We start from the raw sequence: 25,270 nt of genomic DNA, 5'->3' as shown, positions 1-25,270 counted from the left end.
CCTGCCTCCGCGCACACAACGCGTCAAGTAGGACTGACTGACGGTCAGTTGACGCTGGTGACAACGCATGCGCCTCGCTGTGCCAAAACGGAAAAGAGGCGGAACCTCCGCCTCTATAGTGTGCGCCGACCGCACGACCGACGCACCACCGCCGCCCCCGGGGAGGGCTGTTGTTACTCCATGCTGCCGTCCGGCCCGTTCCGCTCCCGACAGCGGACGCGTGATGGCCAGAGACGGAGCACGGCCACGGTGTGGTGGTTCGTCGCCCGCCACTCGTACGGCACCCCGACCACCGCGGACTACGGCGACGACCGTGAACAGGCGGAACTGGCCGAGGGCATCGTCTGAGACGCCCCGGTCCGCTCCCCGGCGCGGTTCGGAGAACGCCCGGGATACGGCAGGATGAGCCCGCGCGCCGGTCGAACTGTCTTGCGACCAGGGCCGGATCGCGTGTCCCCGACATCCCGTAGTCATTCCGTTGGAGGCGGCCGGTGACCGACGACCTGACCATGGACCACCTGGTGCCCGCCGGCATCGCCCTGGGGGCGGGTCTGCTGGGGGCGTTCCTGCTGCGCCTGCTGCTGCGGTGGCTGGCGGTCCACGCCGGGCGCACCCGTTGGAGCGGCGACGACGTGATCGTGGCCGCGCTGCGCACGGTGGCGCCGTGGGCGGCGGTCGCGGGCGGGGTGGCCGGCGCGGCGGCCGCCCTGCCCCTGACGCGGACGGTGCAGCACAGCGTCAACCAGGTACTGCAGGTGCTGCTGATCTTCGTGGCGACGGTGACGGCGGCCCGGGTGGTCGCCGGTCTGGTGCGGACGGTCACGATGTCGCGCTCCGGGGTCGCCGGGTCGGCCACGATCTTCGTCAACATCACCCGGGTCCTGGTGCTGGCCATCGGTTTCCTGGTGATGCTGCAGACACTGGGCGTCTCGATCGCGCCGATGCTCACCGCCCTGGGCGTGGGCGGTCTGGCGGTCGCGCTGGCCCTCCAGGACACGCTGGCCAACCTCTTCGCCGGCATCCACATCCTCGCCTCGAAGACCGTGCAGCCGGGTGACTACATCCGGCTCAGCAGCGGCGAGGAGGGCTACGTGGAGGACATCAACTGGCGCCAGACCACCGTCCGCGAACTGTCCAACAACCTGGTCGTGATCCCGAACGGGCAGCTCGCGAAGTCGAACATGACCAACTTCATGCGGCCCGAGCAGCGGCTCACGGTCCTGGTCCAGGTCGGGGTGTCCTACGACAGCGACCTGGAGCACGTGGAGCGGGTGACGGCCGAGGTGATCGCCGAGGTGATGACGGAGGTCGGCGGCGCGGTGCCGGAGCACGAGCCGGCGATCCGCTTCCACACCTTCGGCGACTCGCGGATCGGATTCACGGTGATCCTGGGCGTGGGCGAGTTCAGCGACCAGTACCGGATCAAGCACGAGTTCATCAAGCGCCTGCACAAGCGCTACCGGGCCGAGGGCATCCGGATTCCGTCGCCCGCCCGGACGGTCGCGCTCCAGCAGGGGGCCGTGGTGCTTCCCCAGCAGCGCGCGGGCGAGGACGCCGTCCCGCTCGCCTGAACACTCACGGTGTCGCACGCACGTTCGACACCGGGGTCGCGTGGCCGGCTGGCCGGAATCTCCGCGCCACCCCTGTCGAGCCGAGGTCGGTCACGAGATATCTTGATGTCGAGCAATGTTGCAGACGTGGAGCGGAGCACCCGGTGACTGACTCGACCATCATCTATACACACACTGACGAGGCCCCGGCCCTGGCGACGTATTCGTTCCTGCCGGTGGTCCGGGCGTACGCCTCGCAGGCGGGTGTCGCGGTCGAGACCCGCGACATCTCGCTGGCCGGCCGCATCATCGCCCTGTTCCCGGAGTACCTGACCGAGGACCAGCGCATCCCGGACGCCCTCGCGGAGCTCGGCGAGCTGGCCAAGACGCCCGCCGCCAACATCATCAAGCTGCCGAACATCTCGGCGTCCATCCCGCAGCTCAAGGCGGCCGTCGCCGAGCTGCAGGGCCAGGGCTACGCACTGCCGGCCTACCCGGACGACCCGAAGACCGACGAGGAGCGCGACGTCCGCGCCCGCTACGACAAGGTCAAGGGCTCCGCGGTCAACCCGGTCCTGCGCGAGGGCAACTCCGACCGCCGCGCCCCGGCGTCGGTGAAGAACTACGCCAAGACCCACCCGCACCGCATGGGCGCCTGGACCGGCGAGTCCAAGACCAACGTGGCGACCATGGGTGAGAACGACTTCCGTTCCACCGAGAAGTCCGCGGTGATCGCCGAGGACGGCACCCTGCGGATCGAGCTGGTCGGCGACGACGGCACCACCACGGTGCTGCGCGAGTCGGTGCCGGTGAAGAAGGACGAGGTCGTCGACGCCTCCGTGCTGCGCGTCGCCGCGCTGCGCGAGTTCCTCACCGCGCAGGTCGCCCGCGCCAAGGCCGAGGGCATCCTGTACTCGGTGCACCTGAAGGCCACGATGATGAAGGTCTCCGACCCGATCATCTTCGGCCACGTGGTCCGCGCCTTCTTCCCGAAGACCTTCGCCCAGTACGGTGACGTGCTCGCCAAGGCCGGCCTCACCCCGAACGACGGCCTGGGCGGCATCTACAAGGGCCTGGAGTCGCTGCCCGAGGGGGCCGGGATCAAGGCGTCCTTCGACGCCGAGCTGGCCGAGGGCCCGGAGCTGGCCATGGTCGACTCCGACAAGGGCATCACCAACCTGCACGTGCCCTCGGACGTCATCATCGACGCGTCCATGCCCGCCATGATCCGCACCTCCGGTCACATGTGGGGCGCGGACGGCGGCGAGCACGACGCCCTCGCCGTCATCCCGGACTCCTCCTACGCCGGCGTGTACCAGGCCGTCATCGAGGACTGCCGCGCCAACGGCGCCTACGACCCCTCCACCATGGGCTCGGTCCCGAACGTCGGACTCATGGCGCAGAAGGCCGAGGAGTACGGCAGCCACGACAAGACCTTCGAGATCCCCACCACCGGCACGGTCCGCCTGGTGGACGCCGCGGGCAACGCGGTGCTGGAGCAGACGGTCTCCGCCGGCGACATCTTCCGCGCCTGCCAGACCAAGGACGCGCCGATCCGCGACTGGGTGAAGCTGGCCGTCACCCGCGCCCGCGCCACCGGCGACCCGGCCGTGTTCTGGCTGGACGAGGGCCGCGCCCACGACGCCAACCTGATCGCCAAGGTCCAGCAGTACCTGACGGAGCACGACACCGAGGGCCTGGACATCCGGATCCTCAACCCGGTCGAGGCGACCAAGCTGTCGGTGGAGCGCATCCGCCGCGGCGAGAACACCATCTCGGTCACCGGCAACGTGCTGCGCGACTACCTGACCGACCTCTTCCCGATCCTGGAGCTGGGCACCAGCGCCAAGATGCTGTCGGTCGTCCCGCTGATGGCGGGCGGCGGCCTGTTCGAGACCGGTGCCGGCGGCTCGGCCCCAAAGCACGTGCAGCAGCTGGTCAAGGAGGACTACCTGCGCTGGGACTCCCTGGGTGAGTTCTTCGCCCTGGTGCCGTCCCTTGAGCAGTACGCCGAGGCCACCGGCAACACCCGCGCCAAGGTCCTCGCCGACACGCTCGACCGTGCCACGGCGACCTTCCTCAACGAGGACAAGTCCCCGACCCGTCGCGTCGGCGGCATCGACAACCGCGGCAGCCACTTCTACCTGTCCCTGTACTGGGCGCAGGAGCTGGCCGGGCAGACCGACGACGCGGACCTGGCCAAGGCCTTCGCCCCGCTCGCCGAGACGCTCACCGCGAGCGAGCAGAAGATCGTCGAGGAGCTGAACGCCGTCCAGGGCAAGCCGGCCGAGATCGGCGGCTACTACCAGCCCGACCCGGCCAAGGCCGCCGAGGTCATGCGCCCGTCGGCCACCTGGAACGAGGCGCTGGCGTCCCTCGCCTGATCCTCACCGGGCCCGCACGGATCCCCGCGCACCCCGTCTCCGTCCCCTCGGAGGCGGGGTGCCGCCGCTTCACCGGTCCCGTGGCACGATCGGCTCCGCCGGGTCCGCGCCCCCGCCGCACCCCCACCGACAACGCTCCCGGAGCCGCCCCGTGACCGACACCCCGTCCGCCTTCGAGCTGCTGTCCGGTGCCCCGCACTCCCCCGTGCTGCTGCACGTGCCGCACTCCTCCCGCCAGATCCCCGCCGGTGTCCGGCCCGGCATCGTGCTGTCCGACGCGGAGCTGGAGCGGGAGCTGGACCACATGACCGACGCGCACACGGCCGAGCTCGCCGGGCGGGCCGCCGAACTGGCCGGGCTCACGCCGTGGCGGTTCGTGAACCGGACGTCGCGGCTGGTGGTCGACCCGGAGCGGTTCCCGGACGAGCGGGAGGAGATGACGGCCGTCGGGATGGGCGCCGTGTACACCCGGACCTCGCACCGCCGGGTGATGCGCCCGGACGACACGGACCCCGAGCCGCTGATCGAGCGTTACTTCCGGCCGTACGCGCGGGCCATGACCGGGGCGGTCGCCGACCGGCTCGCGGCCACCGGACGGGCCCTGATCATCGACGTGCACTCCTACCCGGCCGTGCCGCTCCCCTATGAACTGCACGGCGAGGGCCCGCGCCCGCCCGTCTGCCTGGGCACCGACGGCTTCCACACGCCGCCCTGGCTGCTCGCCGCGGCCCGCAAGGCGTTCGCCCCGTGCGCGGAGACCGGCCTGGACAGCCCGTTCGGCGGGACGTACGTACCGCTGGACTTCTACGGGAAACGGGCCGAGGTCGGCGCGCTGATGGTGGAGATCCGCCGGGACACCTACATGACGGAGCCGGGCGGTCCGGCCGGGCCCGGGCTGTCGCGGCTCGCCGAGTCGCTGGCGGCGCTCGTCGACGCGGTGTCGGGCTGAGGGGCGCGAGCCGGTCCGGCCACCACCGGCTGGAGCACTCCCGCGCGACAGCCGGGCGGGTGCGCGGCGAGGGTGGGGGGATGACGCAGGAGACCACCACGCTCACCGGCCAGTCGCCGCCCCCGGTACGGGACTGGCCCGCCCTCGACCTGGACGGCCCCGAGTTCGACCCGGTCCTCACCGAGCTGATGCGCGAGGGTCCGCTGACCCGCGTCCGGCTCCCGCACGGCGAGGGCTGGGCCTGGCTCGCGACGCGGTACGACGACGTGAAGGCCGTCACCAACGATCCGCGCTTCGGACGCAGCGAGGTGACGAAGCGTCAGATTACGCGCCTCGCCCCGCACTTCAAGCCGCGCCCCGGTTCCCTCGCCTTCGCCGACCAGCCCGACCACAACCGGCTGCGGCGGGCCGTCGCGGGCGCGTTCACCGTGGGCGCGACGAGGCGGCTGCGGCCCCGGGCGCAGGAGATCCTCGACGGCCTGGTGGACGGGATCGTCGCCGAGGGGCCGCCGGCGGACCTGGTCGAACGGGTGCTGGAACCCTTCCCGATCACCGTCGTCAGCGAGGTGATGGGCGTACCCGCCGCCGACCGGGACCGCGTGCACTCCTGGACCCGCCAGATCATCTCCACCTCCGGGGGCGCCGAGGCCGCCGAGCGGGCCAAACAGGGCCTGTACGGGTGGATCACCGAGACCGTCCGCGCCCGGGCCGGCAGCGACGGCGACGACGTGTACTCGATGCTCGGCGCCGCCGTGGGCCGCGGCGAGGTCGGCGAGACGGAGGCCGTCGGGCTCGCGGGGCCGCTGCAGATCGGCGGCGAGGCCGTCACGCACAACGTCGGCCAGATGCTGTACCTGCTGCTCACCCGCCCGGAGCTGATGGCGCGGATGCGGGAGCGGCCCGAGGCACGCGGCCCGGCCCTGGACGAGCTGCTGCGCTGGATCTCGCACCGCACCTCGGTGGGCCTCGCCCGCATCGCCCTGGAGGACGTCGAGGTGCACGGGACGCGCATCGCCGCCGGTGACCCGGTGTACGTCTCGTACCTGGCCGCCAACCGCGACCCGGACGTCTTCCCGGACCCGGACCGCATCGACCTGGACCGCGACCCCAACCCGCACCTGGCGTACGGCAACGGGCACCACTTCTGCACGGGTGCCGTGCTCGCCCGGATGCAGACCGAGCTGCTCGTCGACACGCTCCTGGAGCGGCTGCCGGGGCTGCGCCTGGCGGTCCCCGCCGACCAGGTGGCCTGGCGCCGCAAGACCATGATCAGGGGACCGCGCACGCTGCCCTGCGTCTGGTAGCCCCCGGCCCGGCGGACCGTGGGCTCAGGCCCGCAGCCACTCCGTGACGACCACCTCCCGGCCGGTGCGCAGCCGCAGCGCGAACGGGCCGGCGGGCGGGGCCTCACCGGTGAAGCGGCCCATGTCGTCGGCCGTGAGCCGCGCGTGCGCCCGTGGGCCGCTCAGTACCTCGATGCCGGCCGGACCGGGCGGCAGCAGCTGGCCGATCATGCCGTCCGCGGTCACCTCCACGTCGACGGTCACCCCGTCCGTACTGAAGGTCAGCATCCGCGGCGGGTCCGTCTCGCCCCTGACGGGGATGCCGTCCACCAGCGAGTCGAAGGTCAGCTCGGCGACGCGGGCATCCAGGTCGTGCAGGGCGAAGGCGTCGACCGCGAGGCGCCGCAGCTCGGCCGGGACCGGGTCCAGGATCGCGGCGGCCTGCCGCAGTTCCTCCTCCAGCAGACCGTCGTGCAGCTCCCCGTCGCGCTCGTCGGACGCTCCGCGTTCGTCGCGTTCGTCGTATGCGTCGCGCTCGTCGTACTCGTCGCTCAGGCCGCTCATTTCGTCCCCCGTGCCTCCAACCGGGCCCGCAGCCGGCGCAGACAGCGCTGGCGCATCGGCCCGATGCTGCCCACCGCGATACCCAGCGCGGCGGACACCTCCTGATAACTGGGCGGTGGCGAGGAGATCAGCACCCGCAGCAACTGGCGGCAGCGCTCGCCCAGTTCCTCGAACTCCTGCCACAGCAGCCGTACGCGCTCGGTCTGCGCGGCGGCCTCCTCGGAGTCGAGCACCGACTCCTCCGGCGTGCGGTCCTCGCTCGGCCCGTCGAGCAGCTGCGGATCGTCGGTCGGCGTCCACCTCTTCGAGGCCCTGAGCAGCTTCAGGCACTCGTGCCGTGCCGTGCTCGCCAGCCAGGAGCCGGTCTTCTCCGGTTCCCGGATCCGCCCCAGGTTCTGGGCGAACCGGAACCAGGCGGTCTGGTACACCTCGTGCGCGTCGGCGTCGGACAGCCCGTGCGACCTGGCCACGGACCACACGAGCGGGCCGAGCCCGTCCACCAGTGACTTCCAGGCCGCCGCGTCCCCGTCGGCCGCCGACTGGACGAGCGCCCCGACATCTGCACGGTCCACGGTCCCACCCCTCGTGTACGACGTGCCATCGTACGCCGTGGAGCGGGTGGTTCCGACCGGCATCAGACCGTTCACGACCCACCGGCCGACGGGTCCACGGGGACCGGGTGCCAGGTGGGCGGCAGCAGTGCGGGCACGTGCGCCCCGCGCACCTCGGCGTACTCGGTGTTGGCCGCGAGCAGATGCCGGCCGGCCGCGCGCGGGTCGGTCTCCCCGTGCGCCGTCATGCGGGAGGCGACCAGGCCCGCGACCACCGGGGTGGCGAAGGAGGTGCCGCTCCACTGTGCGTGCCCCTCGAACATCACCTGGTCCGGTTTGGCGGGCGCCTCGCCCGGCTCGCTCAGCACCCCGTTGTGGCGGGGGTACTGGCAAGTGCAGGCGTAGCCGAAACCGAACCGGCAGGCGTCGTAGGTGGAGTGCTGGTAGACGTACGGCACGGGTGTCCCGAAGCCGGTGAGGGCGCTGGTGAGGCGCTCGCCGGGGGCGTAGGCCCGCACCCAGCCGCCGTGGTTGCTGAAGCAGGCGCCGAACTCGCCGTCGGAGCGCAGCGCCCCGATCGACAGCACCGAGTCCTCCCAGCCGGGCAGGGTGGCGTAGGCGGCGGGCCAGAAGGGCGTGGCGCTGGCGTTGTTGCCCGCGGCGGCGACCAGCAGGGTGCGCTGGTCGCGGAGTTCCTCCATGAAGGCATGGACGCCGAGCAGGCCGTCGGTGCGTCCGTTGGAGGTGCCGGCGGAGAGGCTGAGGACCTCGGGCCAGCCGTCGCGGTCGACGGCCTCGAAGAGCCTCTCGCCCAGCTCGGACTCCAGGATCGCGCCCGCGTCGTTGAGGGTGTTGCGCACGGTCACGTCGGTGTTGGGCGCGACGGCGGCGACGAGCCCGGCGATGAAGGTGCCGTGGCCGACGTACTGGCACAGGACGCCGTCGTCGTCGCACTCCCTGATCTGGGCGTCGCCCTCGGTGTGGACCAGCAGCGGGTAGGACCGGTAGTCGCGCATGAGGCCGGTGTCGACGACGAGGACGCCGACGGCGGTTGCGGCGTCGTACGGCGTCCCGTCGGCGGCCGGGTTGGGCGGCTCGCTCAGCGGGACCGGCACGGGCTCGTCGCCGGGGCAGGCGTTGACGGCGATGGAGACCACGTGGTTGCGGCTGATCAGCCGGCGGCCCGCGCGGCCCTCCATGGTCCGCAGGGAGCGCAGGGCGTGGGCGACGAGTGGGTCGCCGTCGCGGGCGCCCTCGCCGGGGTCGCCGACCCGGATGCGGGTGATGCCGGTGCGGTTGGTCTCGGGGCTCGCGCGGCGGACGTGGTCCGGGGTGAGATCGGCCATGGTGGTGAAGTGGTCGCGCACGGTGTCCTCGACGATGCGGGCCTCCTCGCCGTCGCGGGCGAGGACGACGCCCTTCTCGTAGAGGAACTCGGCGGAGTCGTCCGGGCCCATCGCCAGCGGGACGTCCGGCATCGAGCGCTGGATCTGGTGGAACTGCTCACGGAAACGCTGTGGTGCCATTCTTGTCCTCCACTGAGGCGGCGGCGGTGACGACGGTCTGGGCCGCGGTCGTGACCACGGTGATGGCTGCGGTCGTCAATCAGAGTCCCGGAGTGGCCGATTGATACAGACTCGAACCTGTGTGGCGTGGTTCCGGAGCACTACCATCCGTGGGGTGACAGCGCGAAACGACTCGGTTCTCGAACTGCTGCCGATGGTGTTCGCCGCCCCGGGCGAAGCGCTGACGCGGGCGGAGGAGGTACTCGGCGCCGATCCCTCGCCGCTGCACGCCTCGGTTGCCCATCAGGTGATCGGCATCTGGCAGCGGGACTTCGGCGACACCCGGCGGGCCCTGGCCCATCTGCGGCGTGCCCGCGACCTGGCCGCCCGCGCAGACTCGGCCGAGCGGGAGGCGGACGTCCTGGCCACGCTCGGGGTCGCGCTGGTGCACGCCGGGCGTACGCGGGCGGGGCTGGAGGCGTTCGAGCGGGGCGTGGCGCGCGGGAGCGGGCACACGCGCGCGCGGGTGCTGTTCCGGCGGGCGTACGTGTGGTGGGTGCTCGGCCGGCACGGCGAGGCGCTGGAGGACGTGCGGCGGGCGATCCCGGTGCTGCGTCAGGTGGACGACGTGATCTGGACGGCGCGGGCGCTGACGCTCAGGGCGACGGTGCATCTGGCGCAGGGCTCGGTCGAGCGGGCCGACGCCGACTTCACGGCGGCGGAGGCGTTGTGGGACACCACGGGCCAGGAGCACGACAAGGCCGACGCGGTGGAGAGCAGGGGTCTCGCGGCGTTCCGGTCGGGTGACGTGCCGGCGGCGCTGCGGCTGCTCGACGAGGCGGAGGAGCGGTACGCGAAGCTGGGCACGCCGACGTTCATGCTCACGATCCGGCGCTGCGAGGTGCTGATGGCGGCGGGTCTGGCCACGGAGGCGCTGGCGGAGGCGGACGGGGCGATCGCGGCGCTGGACGGGATGGGCGGACAGTCCACCCGCAAGGCGGAGTTGCTGCTGGTGGCCGCGCGGGCGGCCCGGCTCGCGGGAGAGCCGCAGACCTCGCTGGCGCGCGCGGCCGTCGCCGTACGTCTCTTCGCCGGGCAGCGGCGCACCTGGTACGAGACGCACGCCCGGCTGGTGCTGATCGAGGCGCGGGTCGCCACGGGGCGCGGTTCTGGCCGGCTGGTCGCGGACGCCGCGGCGGTGGCGGAGCGGCTGGCGGACTTCGGGGCTCCGGCGGCGCCGGAGGCCTCGCTGCTCGCGGGCCGGATCGCGCTGGACCTCGGCTGGACGGCCGACGCGGAACGGCACCTGGCGGTGGCCGCGCGCAGCCGGCACAGCGGGCCGCCGCTGGCGCGGATGACTGGTTGGGCGGCACAGGCACTGCGGGCGCGGGCGGCCGGGTCGCCGCGGGGCGTACTCGAGGCCTGCCGGCGCGGTCTCGACGTACTCGACGACCACCGGATGACGCTGGGCGCCTCGGAGCTGCGGGCCCGGGCCACCGCGCAGGGCGCGGAACTGGCGGCGCTGGCGCAGCGGGCGTCGCTGGTCTCGGGCGGGCCGCGGCGGCTGCTGGGCTGGAGCGAGCGCTGGCGGGCGACCGTGCTGTCGGCGCCGCCGACCCGGCCGCCGGCCGATCCGGTCCTGCTGACCGCCATGACGGCGTTCCGGGAGCTCGCGGCCCGTGCGGAGGAGGCTCGGTCGGACGGCGGCCGGCCCGCGCCCGCGCTGGAGCGCGAACAGCGGCGCCTGGAACGGGAGATCCGCTCCCGCACCCTGCACATGCGGGGCGAGGCACCGGGCGACGGCGACCGGTTCGACGTCCGTCGGCTGCTGCGACGGCTGGGCGACGACGTGCGGCTGGTGGAGCTGGCGGTGCTGGACGGGCGTGTGCAGGTGCTGCTGTGCGGACAGGGCCGGGTACGGCGGTTCGAGGCCGGGCCGCTGGCCGATGCGGAGGCGGAGGCGGAGCACGTGCAGGCCGGTCTGCGGCGGCTGGCCCATCCGGGCGCCGAGGCGCGGCTGCCGCTGGTGGAGGCGGCGGGCGCACGGCTTCAGCACCTGCTGCTGGGCCCCGCCGCGGCACACCTCGGCTCCGGTCCGGTCGTCGTGGTCCCGCCCGGCCGGCTGCACCGGGTGCCGTGGGCCCTGCTGCCCGTCCTGCGCGACCGGGTCCTGAGCGTGTCGCCGTCGGCGAGCAGCTGGCTGCGCGCGAGGGACACCGCTCCCCCGCCCGGCGGCCTTCAGGTCCTGGTCCGCGGCCCGGGCCTGGCGACCGGCGGCGCCGAGATCACGGAACTCGCGCAACGGTACGGGGCGGTGCGCGCGCCCGAGCACGGGGAGACGTGGCCCCCGCCGGCCGAGGGCGGGTACTGGCCCCCACACGGGCCGACCGGGGGCGGGTACGGGGCCCCACACGGGCCGGCCGACGCCGTGCTTGGAGGCCGCGCGACCGACGGCGACTCACCGCTCGGGACGACCACCGACGGGAGGCGCCCCGGAACGACCGACGCCGGTCCCCGAACCGAACCGACCGGCGACACAACCCCGGCCGCGGCGCCCGACCCCACACCCCGGCCCCGGCCCCGGCAGCCCGACGACGGAGCCCGGCCCGGAACGACCGGCCACCGGACCCCACCCCGACAACACGACCACCGGACCCAGACCGGACCGGCCGGCAACGAAACAGAAACCACAGCACCCGACCCCACCACCCGACCCCGGCAACCCAACGACGAAACCCGGCCCGGAACGACCGGCCACCGGACCCCACCCCGACAACACGACCACCGGACCCAGACCGGACCGGCCGGCAACGAAACAGAAACCACGGCACCCGACCCCGCCACCCGACCCCGACGGCCCGACGACGGGTCCCCGCCAGGGACTGCCGATCACCGTGCCCGGCCCCGGGCGGCCGGTGGTGCAGTTCCTGCCACGGTGGTGGGCGAGGGGAAGGTGTTCGTGACGGCCGGCCGAGACGGTCCGGCCACGGCGGCCGGTCCGGGGCAGCCGTCCGCGGTGGGCGGGGAGGGTGTGCCGGGTTCCGAGCCGTGGGCCGACGCGCGTGCCGCGGACGGCCGTTCACCGCGCGTACGCCCGGCCCGGGCCCCCGGCGCCCCGGTCCCGCGCGGTGGGCCCACCGTGCTGGAGGGGGACGCGGCGCGGGTGCCGCGGGTGTTGCGGGAGCTGGACGGGGCCGCGTTGGCGCACATCGCGGCGCACGGCACCTTCCGGGCGGACAGCCCGTTGTTCTCTTCGCTGCGGATGGCGGACGGGCCGCTGATCGTGCACGACTTCGAGCGGCTCGACCGCAGCCCGTACCGGATCATCCTGCCCTGCTGCGACACCGCGCGCTTCGCCTCGGTCGGCGCCGACGAGCTGCTCGGCCTCGTCACCGCGCTGCTGCCGCTGGGGACGGCCGGGGTGGTGGCGTGCACCGCGCCGGTCAACGACGCCGCCGTGGTGCCGCTGATGCTCGCGCTGCACAAGGGGCTGGACGCGGGACTGTCCCTGGCGGAGGCGCTGCGTGACGCGCGGGCCTCGCTGCCCGACGACGCGGTGCACCAGGCGACGGGGTGGGCGTTCACGGCGTTCGGGGCGGCCTGAGGGGCCGGTGCCCCGGCCGCCGGGTCAGGCGGGCAGCGGCTCGGGCAGTTCCGTCAGCCAGGGCAGGGCGGCGCGGTCGCCCGCGCCGAGGCGGGTGTAGGCGCCGTAGAGGTGGTTGCCGACGGTGCGGACGGAGAGGGTGAGCCGCTCGGCGATCTGCCGGTTGCTCAGGCCCGCTGCGGCGAGCGTGACGATCTGCCGCTGGCGGGCGGTGAGTTCGCCGAGCACCAGGCCGGACAGCGCGGGGGTGCGGGCGCCCTGGCAGCGCCGGGCGAGCGCGACGGCACGGGTACGGGCGGTGCGGGCGGCCCGGGGGTCGCGGTGGGCGCCTACCGCCTGGGCGTTCGCCTCGGCCGCGAAGAGCAGGAAGCCGCGCCGTTCCAGTTCCCCGGCGACCCGGTCGAGCGCCGGGCCGTCCTGGTGTGCGAGGGCGTCGGCGTGGGCGGCGAAGACGCCGGCCAGCCTGCCGGTCACCCGCTCGGGCGCGCCGAACCGGACGGCGTCGTACGGGTCGCCCGCGGCGGCTGTCCGGACCGCCTCGTCCAGGTCGCCGCGGGCGGCGGCGGCCCAGGCGCCCGCCGTACCGCCGCAATTCGCGGGGTCGTCGCCGGACTGTGCGACGGCCAGGGCGAGTTCGTCGCGGCAGGCCGCGTCGTCGTGCGCGTCCCGCAGGCCCGCGCGGGCCCAGGCCTCGGCGTCGCGCAGCCGGCCGCGCAGCCGTGCGTACCGGGCGCGCAGCGCCGCGTAGGCGCCCGGCAGCGGTGCTCCCTCGGCGGCCAGCCAGTCCCCCACCGGGGTCTCGACCGGCCGTACGTCCGCCTGTTCGACGCGCAGGGCGAGTGCCGACCGCTCCGCCTCCAGGGCGGGCCCGGTCCGGTCGGAGGTGCGGGCCAGGCGCCGGGCCCGCAGCCGGCCCGCGGCGGCGCGCAGCACCGGGCCGTGCAGCGGGTGCGCGAGACGGGTGGCGCCGTCGTCGTCGACGGTGACCAGGCCCTCGGCCTCCAGCTTCTCCAGGGTCCGCAGATCCAGGGCATCGAGGTCCAGGTCCAGGGGCAGGGGCTCGGCGAAGGCGAGCCGGTCAAGGGTCTCCCGCTCCTCGGTGCGCACGCGGTCGAGGATCCGTGCGGTGCGTTCCCGTACCGCACGGGTGATCGGTACGGGCCCCCGCCACGCGTGCCGGTCCGTGCCGGGCACCGGCACGAGCAGGCCCTCCTCGCGCGCGGCGCCCAGCAGCTCGCGCAGCAGGCGCAGGTCGCCCCGGCACAGGCGGTGCAGCCGGTCGACGGTGAGCGGCTCCAGGGCGGTGTCCGCGCCTGCCGTGAGGAGTTCCGCGGTCTCCTCACGGGGCAGCGCCTCCAGGGCGAGGCGCGGCAGCAGTTCCCCGGACCACAGCCGGGACACGGCGCTCGGTACGGGGACGTCGTCGGTGGCGACGACCAGGAGGCGGGTGCGGCCGTGCACGGCGAGCTGGTGCAGGAGGGCGGCGGAGGAGCCGTCGAGCAGGTGGGCGTCGTCGACCAGCAGCAGCCGTACGCCGGACAGGAGGTGCACCGCCCGGTGCAGGGTGACGCTCTCGGGCAGCAGGTGGGCGAAGGCGGCGAAGGGGATGTCCCGGGTCTCGGGCGTCCCGGCGGCCCGGGCGCAGTCCGAGCCGCGCACGGCCTCCGTCACGAGCCTGGTCTTGCCCGCACCCGCCGGGCCCGTCACCACCAGGCCGCCCCGTCCGGCCGCCACCGACCTGCGCACCAGCTCCAGTTCGTCCGCCCGCCCGGTGAACGGCCAGGGGGCGTCCAGCCTCTTCGCGTCCCGCAGATAAGTCGTCACGGGAACATGAGTCGGCCTACTCATCCCTGATACAGGGCGACTTGAGTACCCCTCGACTCAGGCGCCGGGGGCGGGCCGGACGGCACCCTGGCGGCCATGACCGCACGCTACTGCTCGCTCGCGCGGCAGCCCGCCCCCGTGATCGCGCCGGGGCTGGCCGCCGAGCGGGCCGCCGCGCTCGTCGGCGGGCAGCGGATGTGGGTCAACTCGACCGTGCTGCACTACTGCTTCCTCGGCGGCGACATCGACACCTCGGTGGTCCCGATGCCGGGTACCGGCCGACCGCGGCGCGGGTCGTGGGTGGGGACCGAGGAGCAGCGGGACGTGGTGCGCGACTGCTTCCGGGAATGGCGCGACCTCGGCATCGGGCTCGGTCTCACAGAGGTCCACGACCGGTCGGAGGCGGAGCTGCGCATCGGCTTCCAGCCCGGCGACGGATCCTGGTCGGCGGTGGGCAAGGACGCGCTCCGGGTGGGGCTCAACGACCGTACGATGAACTTCGGCTGGGACCTGACCGCGCCGGGTGAGCGTGCGACGGCCCTGCACCAGATCGGGCACGCGCTCGGCATGCTGCACGAGCACCAGAGCCCGTTCGCCGGCATCCTCTGGGACGACGAGGCCGTCTACGCCGAGCTGGCGGGCCCGCCCAACCACTGGAGCCGGGAGCGGACCTTCCACAACATCCTGCGCAAGCTCGACGGCGACGAGGCCAACGGCCCGGTCTGGGACCCGCAGTCGATCATGGAGTACCCCTTCCCGTCGGGTCTGATACTGGAGCCCGAGCACTACCGTTCCGGTCTGCACCCGCCCGGTGTTCTCTCCGCCGCCGACAAGGAGTTCGCCCTGCGCTGGTACCCGCCCACCGGCCGGCCCGGTCCGCTGGTGCCCTTCCGCTCGGTGCCGCTGGGTCTCGGGCCCGGCGAGCAGGCGGACTTCCGGGTGGATCCGCCGGAGACCCGCGAGTACACCGTGGGCACCTTCGGCGACAGCGACGCCGTCGTCGTCGTCTTCGAGGAGCGGGACGGCGTGCCCCGCTACTTCGCCGGACAGGACGACGGCGGAAGCCCCCGCAACGCCACGATCAGGGCCCGTTTCGTCAAGGGCCGCCGCTATGTCGTCCGGGTGCGCCTGTACTCCTCGTGGGGTGCGGGCGAGACGGCGGTCATGTACTGGTGACCGCGTCCCGCAGACGCCCGGGCGCCGTGGCCACGGACCGGCGCCGGGGGCCGGCCGCGGAACGTCTCCTTCGGGGGAGGGCAGACGTTCCGCGGCCCACGCCGTGTCCGCCGCTGGGGGGCGGCGGACACGGCCATTCGTTCGAGGTGACCTGCGGGACGGCCCGTGCCCCGGCGAAAAGGGTCTCCGCGAGCTTTCGCCCGCGAAGACCCTTCGCACACCGTCGGGACGACAGGATTTGAACCTGCGACCCCTTGACCCCCAGTCAAGTGCGCTACCAAGCTGCGCCACGTCCCGATGTGCGACCCGTTATTTCCGTGATCGCGCTGGTCAAGCCTACCTCATCCGGGCGGCGGGGCGGAGTCGCCGGCCGGCCCCTCCCCTCCGGGGCGGCCGGCGACGTACAGGGGCCGCTACACGGTTCCGGGTGGGGTGACACCGGACGCCGCCGCCCGCTCGGTGAGGTCGCGCCACACCTTCGGTGCCACCGGTACCCCGTCCGCGGCTCTGCCACCGGAGGACGCGGGATCGACGGCGACGAACAGGGCGTTCCGGCGGTGTTCGCGGCCGGCCGCGGAGGACCGGATGGGCTGATCACATCGCGAGACGGCGTTGCGTCGGGCCGCCCACCAGGCGTTGTCTCGCACGGTGCGTACCGAAAGAACCGAACGAACAGAACGAACCGAACACCTCGGCGACGACGCGACCGGCGACCGTTCCGCGCGGCGTGCTGTGACCGTCTTCCCGGTCCTCGTCCTCCTGGCCGGCGCCCTCGGCCTGCTGCTCCCCGGGAGTTTCACCGGGTGGAGCGAGGCGGTGCCGTACCTGCTGGGTGTCGTGATGTTCTGCATGGGCATCACCATGACCCCGGAGGACTTCCGCGGGGTCGCCAGGCGCCCCTGGGCGGTGGCGCTCGGGCTGGTCGCGCACTACGTCATCATGCCGGGGCTCGGCTGGGCGGTCGCCCACCTGCTCGACCTCCCGCCCCAGCTCGCCGCGGGCGTGATCCTGGTCGGCTGCGCCCCCAGCGGGACGGCGTCCAACGTGGTGACCTACCTGGCCCGCGGCGACGTCGCCCTGTCGGTCTCCGTCGCGACCGTCTCCACGCTGGTCGCCCCGCTGGTGACCCCGCCGCTGACGCTGCTGCTGGCCGGCGAGTACCTCCCGGTGGACGCCGGGTCCATGGTCACGGACATCCTCAAGACGGTGCTGCTGCCCGTCCTCGCCGGCGTCGTCGTACGGGTGCTCGCGGGACGGTTCGTGCGGCGGGCGCTGCCGGCGCTGCCCTGGCTGTCCGCGCTGACGATCGCCGTGATCGTGGCCGTCGTCGTGGCAGGCAGTGCGGACGCCATCAAGTCGGCCGCGGGGCTGGTCTTCGTCGCCGTCGTGCTGCACAACGGGCTCGGACTCGCCCTCGGTTACGGCGCGGGGCGCCTCGGCCGGCTGGGCGAGCCCGGCAGCCGTGCCATGGCCTTCGAGGTCGGCATGCAGAACTCCGGCCTCGCCGCGTCGCTGGCCACCGCCCATTTCAGCCCCCTGGCGGCGCTGCCTGCCGCGGTGTTCTCCGTCTGGCACAACGTCTCCGGCGCGGTGGTTGCCGCGTGGCTGTCCCGGCGGGGGCGGTGACCTGCGGTCGGCTGCGCGGTGGGGCACGGTGACCTGCGGTCGGCTTACGGCTCAGCACCGTTTCACCGGGGGCGCGTGGCCGGCCGCGGGTGCGTTGTGGCCGGTCGCGCTCGCGCGGTGGAGCCGCACAATGTCACAGCCCCGCGCCCCCTCGGGGGCGCTTCAGTGGGCCGGGGCCGGCTGGGGGCCGGTGGTCCTCGTGCGCAGGGCCGCGATGCCGATGAAGACCATGGACGAGAAGCCGGCGATCGCGAAGGCGGTGAAGCCCCAGTCGCCCTTGTCCGCGGCGAGCAGTTGGCCGCCGAGCCAGGGTCCGAAGACGGCTCCGAAGCGGCCCATGCCGGAGGTCCAGCCGACGGCGGTGGCGCGGTTGGCCGGGGCGGAGCCGATGGAGACGGTCGCGTAGATCATGGTCTGGGCGCTGTTGAGGAAGACGCCGGTGAGGAAGACCACCGCGAAGGTCAGCGCCAGCGGCATGTGGACGCTGAGCAGGAAGACCCCGCAGGCGGTCAGCGCGAACCAGATCGCCGAGATGCGCGGGGCGCCGAACCGGTCGGAGGCGCGCCCCGCGACCAGCATGCCGACTATGCCGCCGAGGTTGAACAGCACGACGAAGGTCAGCGCGGAGCCCAGTTCGTAGCCCTCGCCGCGCATCAGGGTGGGCAGCCAGGTGGCGACGCCGTAGACGAGGAGCAGTCCGCCGAAGGAGGCCAGCCAGTACAGCAGGGTCTGGCTCCACTCGCGGCCGCGGAAGAGACCCGCGAGGCTCTCCCAGCGGGCGGCGGCGGGCTCGCCGGCAGGGGCGGCGGGCAGTTCGACGTCGTAGCGGCCGGCCAGCGTGCCGGCCTCCTCGGTGCGGCCCCGGGCGACGAGGAAGCTGAGCGACTCGGGCAGGAACCTCAGGAGCACCGGGACGAAGAGCAGCGGGACCACGCAGACCCAGAAGGCGGAGCGCCAGCCGAGCGGTTCGACGATCCACAGGGCGACGTAGGCGGAGAGGATGCCGCCGGCGTGGTGGGCGGTCATCAGCAGGCCGATGGTGATCGCGGCGCGGCCCCGCGGGGCGTAGTCGGAGACCATGCTGATCGCGGTCGGCAGCAGTCCGCCCAGACCGACGCCGGCGAGGGTCCGGCCGAGGCCGAAGACGGCGACGCTCCCGGCGATCGCGCACAGGCCGGAGGCCAGTGAGAAGAGCGCGACGCAGGAGACCATCAGCTTCTTGCGGCCGATCCGGTCGGCGACCGTGCCCGCGGCCAGCGCGCCGACCAGCATGCCGAAGGTGGCGTAGCTGCCGAGGTCGCCGGCCTGGCCCGAGGTGATGCCGAGGGCCTTCTCCTGAAGCATGTGGGGCAGCACGGAGCCGTAGATGAACATGTCCAGGCCGTCGAAGAGGACGGCCAGCCAGCAGAGGCCGACGACCAGCAGGGCGAGTCTGCTGCCCCGGGCGGACAGCGCGGGTGAGGAGGACATCGTTGTTTCCTCTCGTCCAGGAGGCGGTGCCTGGAGGGGACGTGTGATGGGGCGAAGCTAAGGACCGCGCTCCATGAGTGTCAACGCTTTTGTTAACAATCTCAGCAACGATTTGGGGGTGGGCCGCGCGCGGACGTGCGCGGCCCACCCCCTGTGTGGAACCTGGTCGGGAAGGTGTCAGGCGACCGGCGGAGTGCCGTGGGTGTGGAAGGACTCGATGGTCTTCAGGCCCCAGGCCTGCCCCTTGGCACGCTCGGCCTCGGTCCAGGTGATGAGCGGCCAGTCGGGCGCCAGCACCAAGCGGGTGAGCGGGTTGCACAGTTCGACGCGGTTGCCGCCGGGCTCGTAGACGTAGAGGAAGAACGTCTGCTGGATGGCGTGCTTGTGCGGGCCCGTCTCGATGAACACGCCGGTGTCGACGGCGAGGTCGGCGGCGCGCAGGATGTCCTCACGGGTGTCGGCGGCGAAGGCGATGTGGTGCAGGCGTCCCGAGGAGCCCGTCCAGTCCTCGGTGTAGACGACGTCGTAGGACTTGTTGGTGAAGGTCAGCCAACGGGCGGCGATCTTCCCGGAGTCGAGCCGGATCTGCTCGGTGGGCCGGGCGCCGAGGAGCCGTTCCTGGAACTCGGCACTCGCGAGCACGTCGGCGGCGAGGAAGTTGACGTGGTCCAGGCGGCGTACGCCGACGCCCCGGTTGGGCTTGGCCTGCGGCTGGTTCTTGAGGGCCGGCCTCAGTCCGTCCGGCGCCCGGTAGTGCTCGCTCTCCCAGTACAGGGCGTGTTCGTGCCCGTCGGGGTCGGTGGTGAGGTACAGCTCGCCGATGCCGGGCTCGTCCTCGACCCACTTGCCGGGCCGCCCCGCCGCCTCCAGCGCAGCCACCCTGCGCCGCAGCGCGTCCTCGCCGGAGGTGCGCAGCGCGAGGCGGCCGAGGCCGGGCTGCGCACGGGCGGTGAGGACGAGGCTGTGGTGCTCGTAGTCGTCGTAGGTGCGCAGGTAGACGGTGTCGCCGTCCTGCCCGTTGACGGTCAGGCCCAGGTAGTCCGTGAAGAAGGCGACGCTCGCGTCCAGGTCGGGCGTGAAGAGCTGGGCGTGCCCGACATGGGCGATGTCACCGAGCGGCGGAGTCATGGTGGCCTCCAGGGCGTTGTGCGGGAATCGGTGCCGTCGCGGCGGACCGGGGGAAGACGGTGCCGTCGAAGATCTTGCGCGCGGTGCGTACGACGGCGGTACGACGGACCACGAGCGGCCCGGGGTCGAGTTCGAGCCCGACCTCCAGGAAGCCGGTGGGGTGCTCCACGCGTACGCGGTCGCCGGATTCGGGGAGCCGGGCGATCCCCTCCCCCACGCCGCCGGGAACGCGCAGCCCGGCCGCCACGCTCGCGGCTCCCAGGACGCCGATGGAGGTGTGGCAGCGCACGGGGACGAAGGTGCGGGTGGTGACCGCGCCGCCGTGCCGGGGCGGTGCGAGCAGGGTCGGCTTGGGCACGGTGGCGCCCTCGACGTCGCCGAGGCCCATCAGGTGCCCGGCGGCCAGCCGGATCTCGCGGAGCCGGTCGGCGAGCGCCGTGTCCTCCTCCAGGTCGGCCGGTGCCTCGTACCCGGTGACCTGCAGCGCGGCGGCCGGGATCAGGACGACCGGCATGCCGTTGTCGACGCAGGTCACCTCCGTACCGGCGACGGTGTCGCGGACGTTGCCGGTGGGCAGGAGGGGGCCGGCGCCCTGCGGGAACTCGATGACGACGGCCGCGGCGGTGCCGGGGACGCCGGATATCGCGGTGTCCCCGGTGTGGTCGACGCGCCCGCCGGGGGTCGGGAAGGTCGCGACGGCCAGTTCGCCGGTGTTGAGCATGCGGATGCGGACGGAGGTCTCGGCCTCGCCGGCCGGTACGAGGCCGCGCTCGACGGCGAACGGGCCCACGCCGGCGAGGATGTTGCCGCAGTTCTGCCGATCGGTGACCTCGGGGGCGTCCACGGCGACCTGGAGGAACAGGTAGTCGACGTCCGCCGCCAAATCCGCCGAGCGGGAGACCACGGCGACCTTGCTGGTCAGCGGGTGCGCGCCGCCAAGGCCGTCGATCTGGCCCGGGTCGGGGCTGCCCATGACGCGCAGCAGCAGGTCGTCGCGGGCGCCGGGGTCGGCGGGCAGGTCGCCGGCGAGGAAGTAGGCACCCTTGGAGGTGCCGCCGCGCATCAGCGTGCAGCGCACCCCCTCGGTGCCGGTGCCGGTGCCCGTGCCGGTGCCGGTCACCGCTGTTCTCCGGCGGTGTACTCGTCGTACGACCGGTAGGTGACGCCGAGTTGCTCGAGCTTCTCGCGCAGTCCGTAGCGGTCGAGGCCGAGTTGGCCTTCGAGGAAGGCGGCGCGGGCGGCGGCCTCCTTCTTCTCGCGGGCCCCGGACGCCTCGGCCACCTGCCGGGCGCGCTCGCGGGGGACGACCACCACGCCGTCGTCGTCGGCGACGACCACGTCGCCGGGGCGGATCACCTGGCCGTCGACGGCGACCGGCACGTTGACCGAGCCGCCGGTGGCCTTGACCGTGCCCTGCGCACAGACGGCCCGGGACCAGGCGGCGAAGCCCATGTCCCGCAGCTCCTGGGTGTCGCGGATGCCCGCGTTGATGACGAGTCCGCGTACGCCGCGCCGCCGGAGGGCGGTGGCGAACAGTTCGCCGAACATGCCGTCGGTGGACGGCGAGGTGGTGGTGACCACGAGGACGTCACCCTCGCCGCACTGCTCCACGGCGGCGTGGATCATCAGGTTGTCGCCGGGCCAGCTGAGCACGGTGACCGCGGTGCCCGCGATCCGTACGCCCTGCTGGACGGGGCGGATCTCCGGGCCGAGCAGTCCGGCACGGCCCATGGCCTCGCCGACCGTGGCCACGCCGTACCCGGCGAGCGCCGTGACGTCCTCGGCCGCGGCCTTCGGGGGGTTGGTGACGACGACGCCGCTCATGCCAGTTCCTTCGCGATCTGCGGGTACGGCCGCATGTACGCCTCGGCCATGGTCTTGTGCGCCAGCCCCAGGTTGGGGCCCGCGTTGCGCTTGAGCTGGACACCCCGGCGGACGGCCAGGTCGGTGTAGTAGTCCCACAGATGCTGCTGGGCGGCGAGGCACTCCATCGCCTTGCGCTTGGTCTCCCAGACCTCGGTGATGTCGAGCAGCACCTCGGGCCGGAAGCCGCTCATCTCGGGCTGGTGCGGTTCGAAGTAGAAGACGGGCGGGGCGCCGATGATCTCGCCCTCGCCGGGGTAGCCGATGGCCTGCGCGAGGACCCGCGCCTCCAGGGCCATGCGGTTGGCGGCCGGGTGGTCGCCGTTGTACGGGTCCTCGACCGGGTGGGTGAGCACGACGTCGGGCTGGGTGGCCCGGTAGAGCTCCACGAGCCGGTCGGTCAGTTCCGGGGTGACGGCCAGCGGGTAGTCGCCGGCGTCGAAGAAGCGGACCTCGGCGCCCAGGACGGCGGCGGCCCTCTCGGCCTCCTCCCGGCGCAGCGCCTTGATCTCGGCCAGCTTCTTCCCCTCGCGCCAGGCCTTGGCCGACTCGCCGCGCTCGCCGAAGGTCAGGCACGCGATGGTGACCTTCTCCCCGCGGGATGCGGCCAGTGCGACGGCGCCGCCCGCCCGCCACACGAAGTCCCCGGCGTGCGCGGTGACGACGAGGGTCGAGCGGGGGACGGCGGCGGGCGCGTTGCCGTACGTCATGGGTGACTTCTCCTTGGTGGACAGGGGGCGCCCGCCTCGGTGCGTGTGTCAGTCGCGCAGCGCCTCGATCACGCTGGTGAGGTGGGCCCGGACGGCCGCCTCGGCGGCCTGTGGGTCCCTGGCCCCGATCGCCTCGATCATGGCCAGGTGCTCGTTCAGGGACTGCTGCGGACGTCCCGGGCGCAGCGCCAGCTGGAAGCGGTGCCGCACCAGTTGGGCGTTGAGCCGCTCCAGCAGTTCCACGGCCGTCAGCTGGCCGGAGAACTCCCGGATGCGGGCGTGGAGTTCGTGGTTGAGGTCCGAGTAGGTCAGCGGTTCCCCGCCGGCCACGGCCTTGCGCATCGCCGTGCCCAGGTCCTTCAGCTGGGCGATCTGCCCGTCGTCGACGGCGGCGGCGGCCTTGGCCGCGCAGAGCCCTTCGAGGACCAGTCGGCACTCGGTGATGGCGACGGCCTCCTCCACGGTCACCACCCGCACCCGTGAACCTCGGTTGCGGATGCGCTCGACGAGCCCCTGGGACTCCAGGTCGATCAGCGCGGCCCGGATGCTGGCCCGGGTCACGCCGAACTGCTCGGCGAGTTCGTTCTCCACCAGCCGCTGCGCGGGTGCCATGTCGCCGCGCAGGATCGCCTGCCGCAGCTGACCGAGCGCAAGCTGTTTCGCCTGCTCCCCGGTGCCCGGACGGGCTTGGTTCGGCATGGTTGCCCTCCCTGAGTGAGTGCCTGTCGAACGTAAATCTAGCCAAACAAGATTGTCAACAATTTTGTTTTCGTTATTCGCGTCCACATCCCCGACGCCGAGCTCGACCCGAGCCGCTCTCCCCCGGCCAGATCGTGTCCGGCACGCCCGAGGTGGCCGGCGGGGTGGTCTGGGAGTCGTCGGACGGGCGCCGGGTGCGGGGTGTCTGGCAGATCACGCCGGGCGTCGTCACCGACACCGAGGCGGACGAGATGTTCGTCGTGCTGAGCGGCTCGGCCACCATCGAGGTGGCGGACGGCCCGACCCTCACCGTCGGACCGGGCGACCTGGCCGTGCTGCGCGCGGGCGACCGTACGACGTGGACGGTGCACGAGACGCTGCGCAAGGCGTACGCGATCGACCTCGGCCAGGCACCCCGGACCGGGTGATGCGCCGGACCAGGTGCGCGCGCCGGGCGTTCCCGGCGCTGGACAGCCCGGATCCGGGCGCGGACCTTTGTCCTGTCAAAAGGTTGACATGATGCCGACGCTCCGCAGAGGGTGGGCGGGACAGAGCAGGGACCGGTTCGCAGAGGGGCTCTCATGGTGGACGCGCTCGGTGTCGCCGTCGTCGGTTTCGGCTGGATGGGCCGGGTGCACACCCAGGCGTACGCCCGCGTCCGGCACCACTACCCGCACCTCGCGCTGCGTCCCGAACTGGTGACGGTCGCCGAGGAGGTGCCGGGGCGGGCCGAGGAGGCCGCCGCGCAGTTCGGCTTCGCCTCGACCACCCGCGACTGGCGCGAAGTGGCCGCGGATCCGCGGATCCAGGCGGTCAGCATCACGGCCCCGAACTTCCTGCACCGCGAGATCGCCGTGGCGATGGCCGGGGCGGGCAAGCACATCTGGATCGAGAAGCCGGTGGGACTGACCGTCCAGGACGCCCGCGCGGTGGCGGACGCGGTGGCCGAGGCCGGTGTGCAGGGCGCGGTCGGCTTCAACTACCGCAACGCGCCCGCCGTCGAGGCCGCCCGCGACCTGATCGCCGCCGGGGAGATCGGCACCGTCACCCATGTCCGCATCCGCCTCTTCAGCGACTATGCGGCCCATCCCGAGGGTGCCCTCACCTGGCGGTTCGAGCGGGAGCGCGGCGGCAGCGGGGTGCTCGGCGACCTGGCCTCGCACGGCGCCGACCTCGCCCGGTTCCTGCTCGGCGAGATCGCGTCCCTGACCGCCGACACGGCCGTCTTCGTGCCCGAACGGGCCCGGCCGACCGCCGCCACGGCGGGCCACTCCCGGGCTGCGGGCGGCGCGCCGGGTCCGGTCGAGAACGAGGACTACGTCGGCTGCCTGCTCCGCTTCGCCTCCGGGGCCCGCGGAGTCCTGGAGGCCTGCCGGGTATCGGTCGCCGAGCAGAACAACTACGGCTTCGAGGTGCACGGCACCACGGGCGCGGTGTACTGGGACTTCCGCCGCATGAACGAACTGGGCGTCAGCCGCGGCACCGCGTACCAGGACCAGCCGGTCAGCACCGTCCACGTCGGCCCCGGACACGGCGAGTTCGCGGCCTTCCAGCCGGGCGCCGCCAACGCCATGGGGTACGACGACCTGAAGGTGGTCGAGGCGCACCGGTTCCTGCGCTCGGTCGCGGAGGGCACGCCGTACGGCGCGACCCTGACGGACGCCGTGCACAGCGCGGCCGTACTGGACGCGATGACGCGGTCGGCGGAGCGCGGCACCTGGGTCAGTCCCGAGGTGTCCGGCTGACGGCGGCGCGGCGGCGGGCCCGCGTCGCCCACCGGCCCAGCAGGCCCTTGACCGGGACCAGTACGAGCCAGCTCCACATGGCGGCGGGACCGATCGCCAGGGCGAGCGGGATGCTCAGCGCGAAGACCACCACCGACGCCGCGATGTCGGCGCCGTACAGCAGGAACCCTTCCTCGGGTGCGGCGTCGCCGCGCAGCCAGGGCCGGCCCGCCAGCACGGCGAGCAGCGCGAGGTGGGCGGCGCCGAGGGCGGCGACCGCCGCCGCGTAGGCGGCGACGGAGACCGGGTCCCGTCCGTACTCGGAGATGAGCTTGGTGGGGAAGGGGACGAGGGCCGCGACGCCCAGGCCGACCAGGGACAGGGTGATCAGCTGGCCGTCGACCCGCTCGACGAAGCCGAAGATCCGGCGGTGGTCGCGCCAGAAGAGCCCGAGCACCAGCAGACTGAGGACGTACGCCCCGAAGTTGGGCGCCAGGTCGCGCAGTTCGGCGTGGTAGGCCGCGGAGTCCAGGTCGCGGGGCACGGAGAAGTCCAGGACGAGCAGGGTGATGGCGATCGCGAAGACGCCGTCGGCCAGCGCCACCACCCGCTCGGGGCCGCCGGCCGGAGTCGATTTCCACATGCCCCCGACGGTAGGAG

The 25,270-nt window shown here is 73.4% G+C and carries 19 protein-coding genes, 1 tRNA gene and 1 pseudogene; 9 read left to right on the top strand and 12 right to left on the bottom strand.

Annotated elements, in window-relative coordinates; all coding sequences use genetic code 11:
* The first annotated feature begins 491 nt into the window (after positions 1-491).
* The 4 genes from ACIQFU_RS11310 to ACIQFU_RS11295 all read left to right on the top strand — a co-directional run bounded on the left by ACIQFU_RS11310 (position 492) and on the right by ACIQFU_RS11295 (position 6,187).
* Positions 492-1,571, top strand: coding sequence for a mechanosensitive ion channel family protein (locus ACIQFU_RS11310; RefSeq protein ID WP_402550628.1), 1,080 nt, complete (start codon positions 492-494; stop codon positions 1,569-1,571).
* A 143-nt stretch (positions 1,572-1,714) separates the two neighbouring features.
* Positions 1,715-3,934, top strand: coding sequence for an NADP-dependent isocitrate dehydrogenase (locus tag ACIQFU_RS11305; RefSeq protein ID WP_402550627.1), 2,220 nt, complete (start codon positions 1,715-1,717; stop codon positions 3,932-3,934).
* A 151-nt stretch (positions 3,935-4,085) separates the two neighbouring features.
* The gene (locus ACIQFU_RS11300; protein WP_402550626.1) at positions 4,086-4,883 is read left to right on the top strand and encodes an N-formylglutamate amidohydrolase; all 798 of its coding nucleotides are present in this window, start codon (positions 4,086-4,088) and stop codon (positions 4,881-4,883) included.
* Between the two features lie 80 nt (positions 4,884-4,963).
* On the top strand, positions 4,964-6,187 hold the full coding sequence (locus ACIQFU_RS11295) for a cytochrome P450 (protein ID WP_402550625.1): 1,224 nt from the start codon (positions 4,964-4,966) through the stop codon (positions 6,185-6,187).
* Between the two features lie 24 nt (positions 6,188-6,211).
* Here ACIQFU_RS11295 and ACIQFU_RS11290 read toward each other — a convergent pair whose 3' ends face one another.
* The 3 genes from ACIQFU_RS11290 to ACIQFU_RS11280 are packed head-to-tail and all read right to left on the bottom strand — an operon-like array spanning position 6,212 to position 8,807.
* Positions 6,212-6,730, bottom strand: a complete 519-nt coding sequence (locus ACIQFU_RS11290) for a hypothetical protein (protein WP_402550624.1) — start codon at positions 6,728-6,730, stop codon at positions 6,212-6,214.
* A complete protein-coding gene (locus ACIQFU_RS11285; protein WP_402550623.1) occupies positions 6,727-7,365 on the bottom strand; it encodes an RNA polymerase sigma factor in 639 nt (212 codons plus the stop codon). The genes ACIQFU_RS11290 and ACIQFU_RS11285 overlap by 4 nt, the downstream gene beginning before the upstream one ends.
* Positions 7,366-7,373: 8 nt before the next feature.
* On the bottom strand, positions 7,374-8,807 hold the full coding sequence (locus ACIQFU_RS11280; protein ID WP_402550622.1) for a S8/S53 family peptidase: 1,434 nt from the start codon (positions 8,805-8,807) through the stop codon (positions 7,374-7,376).
* 193 nt (positions 8,808-9,000) lie between these two features.
* On the opposite strand from ACIQFU_RS11280, the gene ACIQFU_RS11275 reads away from it, so the two are divergent.
* On the top strand, positions 9,001-12,390 hold the full coding sequence (locus tag ACIQFU_RS11275; RefSeq protein ID WP_402550918.1) for a CHAT domain-containing protein: 3,390 nt from the start codon (positions 9,001-9,003) through the stop codon (positions 12,388-12,390).
* 24 nt (positions 12,391-12,414) lie between these two features.
* Here the strand turns inward: ACIQFU_RS11275 and ACIQFU_RS11270 are convergent, their stop codons facing one another.
* A complete protein-coding gene (locus tag ACIQFU_RS11270; protein ID WP_402550621.1) occupies positions 12,415-14,238 on the bottom strand; it encodes a LuxR C-terminal-related transcriptional regulator in 1,824 nt (607 codons plus the stop codon).
* Positions 14,239-14,310: 72 nt separating this feature from the next.
* On the opposite strand from ACIQFU_RS11270, the gene ACIQFU_RS11265 reads away from it, so the two are divergent.
* Positions 14,311-15,390 (top strand): hypothetical protein, encoded by a 1,080-nt coding sequence (locus tag ACIQFU_RS11265; protein WP_402550620.1) that lies wholly within the window; start codon positions 14,311-14,313, stop codon positions 15,388-15,390.
* A gap of 223 nt (positions 15,391-15,613) precedes the next feature.
* Here ACIQFU_RS11265 and ACIQFU_RS11260 read toward each other — a convergent pair.
* A tRNA-Pro gene (locus ACIQFU_RS11260) sits at positions 15,614-15,687 on the bottom strand.
* 351 nt (positions 15,688-16,038) lie between these two features.
* On the opposite strand from ACIQFU_RS11260, the gene ACIQFU_RS11255 reads away from it, so the two are divergent.
* Positions 16,039-17,016 (top strand): bile acid:sodium symporter family protein, encoded by a 978-nt coding sequence (locus tag ACIQFU_RS11255; protein WP_402550619.1) that lies wholly within the window; start codon positions 16,039-16,041, stop codon positions 17,014-17,016.
* Between the two features lie 162 nt (positions 17,017-17,178).
* Here ACIQFU_RS11255 and ACIQFU_RS11250 read toward each other — a convergent pair whose 3' ends face one another.
* From ACIQFU_RS11250 to ACIQFU_RS11225, 6 genes are all read right to left on the bottom strand, one after another.
* The gene (locus ACIQFU_RS11250) at positions 17,179-18,486 is read right to left on the bottom strand and encodes an MFS transporter (RefSeq protein ID WP_402550618.1); all 1,308 of its coding nucleotides are present in this window, start codon (positions 18,484-18,486) and stop codon (positions 17,179-17,181) included.
* Positions 18,487-18,663: 177 nt separating this feature from the next.
* The gene (locus ACIQFU_RS11245; protein WP_402550617.1) at positions 18,664-19,614 is read right to left on the bottom strand and encodes a VOC family protein; all 951 of its coding nucleotides are present in this window, start codon (positions 19,612-19,614) and stop codon (positions 18,664-18,666) included.
* Positions 19,595-20,734, bottom strand: coding sequence for a 4-oxalomesaconate tautomerase (locus ACIQFU_RS11240; RefSeq protein WP_402550616.1), 1,140 nt, complete (start codon positions 20,732-20,734; stop codon positions 19,595-19,597). The genes ACIQFU_RS11245 and ACIQFU_RS11240 overlap by 20 nt, the downstream gene beginning before the upstream one ends.
* A complete protein-coding gene (locus ACIQFU_RS11235) occupies positions 20,731-21,438 on the bottom strand; it encodes a 4-carboxy-4-hydroxy-2-oxoadipate aldolase/oxaloacetate decarboxylase (protein ID WP_402550615.1) in 708 nt (235 codons plus the stop codon). The genes ACIQFU_RS11240 and ACIQFU_RS11235 overlap by 4 nt, the downstream gene beginning before the upstream one ends.
* Complete coding sequence (locus tag ACIQFU_RS11230; RefSeq protein ID WP_402550614.1) at positions 21,435-22,187, bottom strand: PIG-L deacetylase family protein; 753 nt, start codon at positions 22,185-22,187, stop codon at positions 21,435-21,437. The genes ACIQFU_RS11235 and ACIQFU_RS11230 overlap by 4 nt, the downstream gene beginning before the upstream one ends.
* 48 nt (positions 22,188-22,235) lie before the next feature.
* The gene (locus ACIQFU_RS11225; protein ID WP_402550613.1) at positions 22,236-22,886 is read right to left on the bottom strand and encodes a GntR family transcriptional regulator; all 651 of its coding nucleotides are present in this window, start codon (positions 22,884-22,886) and stop codon (positions 22,236-22,238) included.
* A gap of 75 nt (positions 22,887-22,961) precedes the next feature.
* Between ACIQFU_RS11225 and ACIQFU_RS11220 the strand changes: the two are divergent.
* Positions 22,962-23,314, top strand: a pseudogene (locus ACIQFU_RS11220) (cupin domain-containing protein).
* Between the two features lie 153 nt (positions 23,315-23,467).
* Complete coding sequence (locus tag ACIQFU_RS11215; protein WP_402550612.1) at positions 23,468-24,631, top strand: Gfo/Idh/MocA family protein; 1,164 nt, start codon at positions 23,468-23,470, stop codon at positions 24,629-24,631.
* Here ACIQFU_RS11215 and ACIQFU_RS11210 read toward each other — a convergent pair.
* Positions 24,609-25,253, bottom strand: coding sequence for a TMEM175 family protein (locus ACIQFU_RS11210; protein ID WP_402550611.1), 645 nt, complete (start codon positions 25,251-25,253; stop codon positions 24,609-24,611). The two genes, ACIQFU_RS11215 and ACIQFU_RS11210, sit on opposite strands and share 23 nt — an antisense overlap.
* Positions 25,254-25,270: the final 17 nt, after the last annotated feature.

The organism is Streptomyces sp. NPDC093065 (genome assembly GCF_044754585.1).
Taxonomy (GTDB): Bacteria; Actinomycetota; Actinomycetes; order Streptomycetales; family Streptomycetaceae; genus Streptomyces.
Note: the sequence above shows the minus strand (reverse complement) of the source record. Positions and strands in the feature narration are given on the sequence as shown.

What these genes read in the sequence shown, in the direction of transcription:
- ACIQFU_RS11295 (WP_402550625.1), top strand. Translation starts at nt 4,964, where the DNA reads ATGACGCAGGAGACCACCACGCTCACCGGCCAGTCGCCGCCCCCGGTA.
- ACIQFU_RS11290 (WP_402550624.1), bottom strand. Translation starts at nt 6,730, where the DNA reads ATGAGCGGCCTGAGCGACGAGTACGACGAGCGCGACGCATACGACGAA.
- ACIQFU_RS11285 (WP_402550623.1), bottom strand. Translation starts at nt 7,365, where the DNA reads ATGCCGGTCGGAACCACCCGCTCCACGGCGTACGATGGCACGTCGTAC.
- ACIQFU_RS11280 (WP_402550622.1), bottom strand. Translation starts at nt 8,807, where the DNA reads ATGGCACCACAGCGTTTCCGTGAGCAGTTCCACCAGATCCAGCGCTCG.
- ACIQFU_RS11275 (WP_402550918.1), top strand. Translation starts at nt 9,001, where the DNA reads ATGGTGTTCGCCGCCCCGGGCGAAGCGCTGACGCGGGCGGAGGAGGTA.
- ACIQFU_RS11270 (WP_402550621.1), bottom strand. Translation starts at nt 14,238, where the DNA reads ATGAGTAGGCCGACTCATGTTCCCGTGACGACTTATCTGCGGGACGCG.
- ACIQFU_RS11265 (WP_402550620.1), top strand. Translation starts at nt 14,311, where the DNA reads ATGACCGCACGCTACTGCTCGCTCGCGCGGCAGCCCGCCCCCGTGATC.
- ACIQFU_RS11250 (WP_402550618.1), bottom strand. Translation starts at nt 18,486, where the DNA reads ATGTCCTCCTCACCCGCGCTGTCCGCCCGGGGCAGCAGACTCGCCCTG.
- ACIQFU_RS11245 (WP_402550617.1), bottom strand. Translation starts at nt 19,614, where the DNA reads ATGACTCCGCCGCTCGGTGACATCGCCCATGTCGGGCACGCCCAGCTC.
- ACIQFU_RS11235 (WP_402550615.1), bottom strand. Translation starts at nt 21,438, where the DNA reads ATGAGCGGCGTCGTCGTCACCAACCCCCCGAAGGCCGCGGCCGAGGAC.
- ACIQFU_RS11230 (WP_402550614.1), bottom strand. Translation starts at nt 22,187, where the DNA reads ATGACGTACGGCAACGCGCCCGCCGCCGTCCCCCGCTCGACCCTCGTC.
- ACIQFU_RS11225 (WP_402550613.1), bottom strand. Translation starts at nt 22,886, where the DNA reads ATGCCGAACCAAGCCCGTCCGGGCACCGGGGAGCAGGCGAAACAGCTT.
- ACIQFU_RS11215 (WP_402550612.1), top strand. Translation starts at nt 23,468, where the DNA reads ATGGTGGACGCGCTCGGTGTCGCCGTCGTCGGTTTCGGCTGGATGGGC.
- ACIQFU_RS11210 (WP_402550611.1), bottom strand. Translation starts at nt 25,253, where the DNA reads ATGTGGAAATCGACTCCGGCCGGCGGCCCCGAGCGGGTGGTGGCGCTG.